Source organism: Aliivibrio friggae, from assembly GCF_057368515.1.
The window spans coordinates 1-5,530 of record NZ_JBXXRG010000002.1 but is presented as its reverse complement, the minus strand read 5'-3'; the positions used below and the strand labels follow the sequence as shown (position 1 = coordinate 5,530).

Below are 5,530 nucleotides of genomic sequence, written 5' to 3'. Positions count from 1 at the left end.
GAAGATCCTTTGATCTTTTCTACGGGGTCTGACGCTCAGTGGAACGAAAACTCACGTTAAGGGATTTTGGTCATGAGATTATCAAAAAGGATCTTCACCTAGATCCTTTTAAATTAAAAATGAAGTTTTAAATCAATCTAAAGTATATATGAGTAAACTTGGTCTGACAGTTACCAATGCTTAATCAGTGAGGCACCTATCTCAGCGATCTGTCTATTTCGTTCATCCATAGTTGCCTGACTCCCCGTCGTGTAGATAACTACGATACGGGAGGGCTTACCATCTGGCCCCAGTGCTGCAATGATACCGCGAGACCCACGCTCACCGGCTCCAGATTTATCAGCAATAAACCAGCCAGCCGGAAGGGCCGAGCGCAGAAGTGGTCCTGCAACTTTATCCGCCTCCATCCAGTCTATTAATTGTTGCCGGGAAGCTAGAGTAAGTAGTTCGCCAGTTAATAGTTTGCGCAACGTTGTTGCCATTGCTACAGGCATCGTGGTGTCACGCTCGTCGTTTGGTATGGCTTCATTCAGCTCCGGTTCCCAACGATCAAGGCGAGTTACATGATCCCCCATGTTGTGCAAAAAAGCGGTTAGCTCCTTCGGTCCTCCGATCGTTGTCAGAAGTAAGTTGGCCGCAGTGTTATCACTCATGGTTATGGCAGCACTGCATAATTCTCTTACTGTCATGCCATCCGTAAGATGCTTTTCTGTGACTGGTGAGTACTCAACCAAGTCATTCTGAGAATAGTGTATGCGGCGACCGAGTTGCTCTTGCCCGGCGTCAATACGGGATAATACCGCGCCACATAGCAGAACTTTAAAAGTGCTCATCATTGGAAAACGTTCTTCGGGGCGAAAACTCTCAAGGATCTTACCGCTGTTGAGATCCAGTTCGATGTAACCCACTCGTGCACCCAACTGATCTTCAGCATCTTTTACTTTCACCAGCGTTTCTGGGTGAGCAAAAACAGGAAGGCAAAATGCCGCAAAAAAGGGAATAAGGGCGACACGGAAATGTTGAATACTCATACTCTTCCTTTTTCAATATTATTGAAGCATTTATCAGGGTTATTGTCTCATGAGCGGATACATATTTGAATGTATTTAGAAAAATAAACAAATAGGGGTTCCGCGCACATTTCCCCGAAAAGTGCCACCTGACGTCTAAGAAACCATTATTATCATGACATTAACCTATAAAAATAGGCGTATCACGAGGCAGAATTTCAGATAAAAAAAATCCTTAGCTTTCGCTAAGGATGATTTCTGGAATTCTAAAGATCTTTGACAGCTAGCTCAGTCCTAGGTATAATACTAGTTATTGACCCCGTATATTACGGTTTTAGAGCTAGAAATAGCAAGTTAAAATAAGGCTAGTCCGTTATCAACTTGAAAAAGTGGCACCGAGTCGGTGCTTTTTTTGAAGCTTGGGCCCGAACAAAAACTCATCTCAGAAGAGGATCTGAATAGCGCCGTCGACCATCATCATCATCATCATTGAGTTTAAACGGTCTCCAGCTTGGCTGTTTTGGCGGATGAGAGAAGATTTTCAGCCTGATACAGATTAAATCAGAACGCAGAAGCGGTCTGATAAAACAGAATTTGCCTGGCGGCAGTAGCGCGGTGGTCCCACCTGACCCCATGCCGAACTCAGAAATGAAACGCCGTAGCGCCGATGGTAGTGTGGGGTCTCCCCATGCGAGAGTAGGGAACTGCCAGGCATCAAATAAAACGAAAGGCTCAGTCGAAAGACTGGGCCTTTCGTTTTATCTGTTGTTTGTCGGTGAACTGGATCCTTACTCGAGTCTAGACTGCAGGCTTCCTCGCTCACTGACTCGCTGCGCTCGGTCGTTCGGCTGCGGCGAGCGGTATCAGCTCACTCAAAGGCGGTAATACGGTTATCCACAGAATCAGGGGATAACGCAGGAAAGAACATGTGAGCAAAAGGCCAGCAAAAGGCCAGGAACCGTAAAAAGGCCGCGTTGCTGGCGTTTTTCCACAGGCTCCGCCCCCCTGACGAGCATCACAAAAATCGACGCTCAAGTCAGAGGTGGCGAAACCCGACAGGACTATAAAGATACCAGGCGTTTCCCCCTGGAAGCTCCCTCGTGCGCTCTCCTGTTCCGACCCTGCCGCTTACCGGATACCTGTCCGCCTTTCTCCCTTCGGGAAGCGTGGCGCTTTCTCATAGCTCACGCTGTAGGTATCTCAGTTCGGTGTAGGTCGTTCGCTCCAAGCTGGGCTGTGTGCACGAACCCCCCGTTCAGCCCGACCGCTGCGCCTTATCCGGTAACTATCGTCTTGAGTCCAACCCGGTAAGACACGACTTATCGCCACTGGCAGCAGCCACTGGTAACAGGATTAGCAGAGCGAGGTATGTAGGCGGTGCTACAGAGTTCTTGAAGTGGTGGCCTAACTACGGCTACACTAGAAGAACAGTATTTGGTATCTGCGCTCTGCTGAAGCCAGTTACCTTCGGAAAAAGAGTTGGTAGCTCTTGATCCGGCAAACAAACCACCGCTGGTAGCGGTGGTTTTTTTGTTTGCAAGCAGCAGATTACGCGCAGAAAAAAAGGATCTCAAGAAGATCCTTTGATCTTTTCTACGGGGTCTGACGCTCAGTGGAACGAAAACTCACGTTAAGGGATTTTGGTCATGAGATTATCAAAAAGGATCTTCACCTAGATCCTTTTAAATTAAAAATGAAGTTTTAAATCAATCTAAAGTATATATGAGTAAACTTGGTCTGACAGTTACCAATGCTTAATCAGTGAGGCACCTATCTCAGCGATCTGTCTATTTCGTTCATCCATAGTTGCCTGACTCCCCGTCGTGTAGATAACTACGATACGGGAGGGCTTACCATCTGGCCCCAGTGCTGCAATGATACCGCGAGACCCACGCTCACCGGCTCCAGATTTATCAGCAATAAACCAGCCAGCCGGAAGGGCCGAGCGCAGAAGTGGTCCTGCAACTTTATCCGCCTCCATCCAGTCTATTAATTGTTGCCGGGAAGCTAGAGTAAGTAGTTCGCCAGTTAATAGTTTGCGCAACGTTGTTGCCATTGCTACAGGCATCGTGGTGTCACGCTCGTCGTTTGGTATGGCTTCATTCAGCTCCGGTTCCCAACGATCAAGGCGAGTTACATGATCCCCCATGTTGTGCAAAAAAGCGGTTAGCTCCTTCGGTCCTCCGATCGTTGTCAGAAGTAAGTTGGCCGCAGTGTTATCACTCATGGTTATGGCAGCACTGCATAATTCTCTTACTGTCATGCCATCCGTAAGATGCTTTTCTGTGACTGGTGAGTACTCAACCAAGTCATTCTGAGAATAGTGTATGCGGCGACCGAGTTGCTCTTGCCCGGCGTCAATACGGGATAATACCGCGCCACATAGCAGAACTTTAAAAGTGCTCATCATTGGAAAACGTTCTTCGGGGCGAAAACTCTCAAGGATCTTACCGCTGTTGAGATCCAGTTCGATGTAACCCACTCGTGCACCCAACTGATCTTCAGCATCTTTTACTTTCACCAGCGTTTCTGGGTGAGCAAAAACAGGAAGGCAAAATGCCGCAAAAAAGGGAATAAGGGCGACACGGAAATGTTGAATACTCATACTCTTCCTTTTTCAATATTATTGAAGCATTTATCAGGGTTATTGTCTCATGAGCGGATACATATTTGAATGTATTTAGAAAAATAAACAAATAGGGGTTCCGCGCACATTTCCCCGAAAAGTGCCACCTGACGTCTAAGAAACCATTATTATCATGACATTAACCTATAAAAATAGGCGTATCACGAGGCAGAATTTCAGATAAAAAAAATCCTTAGCTTTCGCTAAGGATGATTTCTGGAATTCTAAAGATCTTTGACAGCTAGCTCAGTCCTAGGTATAATACTAGTTATTGACCCCGTATATTACGGTTTTAGAGCTAGAAATAGCAAGTTAAAATAAGGCTAGTCCGTTATCAACTTGAAAAAGTGGCACCGAGTCGGTGCTTTTTTTGAAGCTTGGGCCCGAACAAAAACTCATCTCAGAAGAGGATCTGAATAGCGCCGTCGACCATCATCATCATCATCATTGAGTTTAAACGGTCTCCAGCTTGGCTGTTTTGGCGGATGAGAGAAGATTTTCAGCCTGATACAGATTAAATCAGAACGCAGAAGCGGTCTGATAAAACAGAATTTGCCTGGCGGCAGTAGCGCGGTGGTCCCACCTGACCCCATGCCGAACTCAGAAATGAAACGCCGTAGCGCCGATGGTAGTGTGGGGTCTCCCCATGCGAGAGTAGGGAACTGCCAGGCATCAAATAAAACGAAAGGCTCAGTCGAAAGACTGGGCCTTTCGTTTTATCTGTTGTTTGTCGGTGAACTGGATCCTTACTCGAGTCTAGACTGCAGGCTTCCTCGCTCACTGACTCGCTGCGCTCGGTCGTTCGGCTGCGGCGAGCGGTATCAGCTCACTCAAAGGCGGTAATACGGTTATCCACAGAATCAGGGGATAACGCAGGAAAGAACATGTGAGCAAAAGGCCAGCAAAAGGCCAGGAACCGTAAAAAGGCCGCGTTGCTGGCGTTTCAGATCCTTCCGTATTTAGCCAGTATGTTCTCTAGTGTGGTTCGTTGTTTTTGCGTGAGCCATGAGAACGAACCATTGAGATCATACTTACTTTGCATGTCACTCAAAAATTTTGCCTCAAAACTGGTGAGCTGAATTTTTGCAGTTAAAGCATCGTGTAGTGTTTTTCTTAGTCCGTTATGTAGGTAGGAATCTGATGTAATGGTTGTTGGTATTTTGTCACCATTCATTTTTATCTGGTTGTTCTCAAGTTCGGTTACGAGATCCATTTGTCTATCTAGTTCAACTTGGAAAATCAACGTATCAGTCGGGCGGCCTCGCTTATCAACCACCAATTTCATATTGCTGTAAGTGTTTAAATCTTTACTTATTGGTTTCAAAACCCATTGGTTAAGCCTTTTAAACTCATGGTAGTTATTTTCAAGCATTAACATGAACTTAAATTCATCAAGGCTAATCTCTATATTTGCCTTGTGAGTTTTCTTTTGTGTTAGTTCTTTTAATAACCACTCATAAATCCTCATAGAGTATTTGTTTTCAAAAGACTTAACATGTTCCAGATTATATTTTATGAATTTTTTTAACTGGAAAAGATAAGGCAATATCTCTTCACTAAAAACTAATTCTAATTTTTCGCTTGAGAACTTGGCATAGTTTGTCCACTGGAAAATCTCAAAGCCTTTAACCAAAGGATTCCTGATTTCCACAGTTCTCGTCATCAGCTCTCTGGTTGCTTTAGCTAATACACCATAAGCATTTTCCCTACTGATGTTCATCATCTGAACGTATTGGTTATAAGTGAACGATACCGTCCGTTCTTTCCTTGTAGGGTTTTCAATCGTGGGGTTGAGTAGTGCCACACAGCATAAAATTAGCTTGGTTTCATGCTCCGTTAAGTCATAGCGACTAATCGCTAGTTCATTTGCTTTGAAAACAACTAATTCAGACAT

At 45.2% G+C, this 5,530-nt stretch carries 3 protein-coding genes and 2 rRNA genes; 2 read left to right on the top strand and 3 right to left on the bottom strand.

Translation table 11 applies throughout. The features are described 5' to 3' along the window. Nucleotides 1-170 precede the first annotated feature (170 nt). Entirely contained in the window at nt 171-1,031 is an 861-nt protein-coding gene (locus tag AC2INI_RS19605; RefSeq protein WP_000027050.1) for a broad-spectrum class A beta-lactamase TEM-116, read from the bottom strand. 576 nt (nt 1,032-1,607) lie between these two features. Here AC2INI_RS19605 and rrf (AC2INI_RS19600) point away from each other — a divergent pair. After that, nucleotides 1,608-1,723 (top strand): 5S ribosomal RNA (rrf, locus tag AC2INI_RS19600). Between the two features lie 1,031 nt (nt 1,724-2,754). Here rrf (AC2INI_RS19600) and AC2INI_RS19595 read toward each other — a convergent pair. Continuing rightward, the gene (locus AC2INI_RS19595) at nt 2,755-3,615 is read right to left on the bottom strand and encodes a broad-spectrum class A beta-lactamase TEM-116 (RefSeq protein WP_000027050.1); all 861 of its coding nucleotides are present in this window, start codon (nt 3,613-3,615) and stop codon (nt 2,755-2,757) included. 576 nt (nt 3,616-4,191) lie between these two features. Between AC2INI_RS19595 and rrf (AC2INI_RS19590) the strand changes: the two genes are divergently transcribed. Then, nucleotides 4,192-4,307 (top strand): 5S ribosomal RNA (gene rrf / locus AC2INI_RS19590). A 272-nt stretch (nt 4,308-4,579) separates the two neighbouring features. Here the strand turns inward: rrf (AC2INI_RS19590) and AC2INI_RS19585 are convergent. Then, entirely contained in the window at nt 4,580-5,530 is a 951-nt protein-coding gene (locus AC2INI_RS19585) for a replication initiation protein (protein ID WP_096843978.1), read from the bottom strand.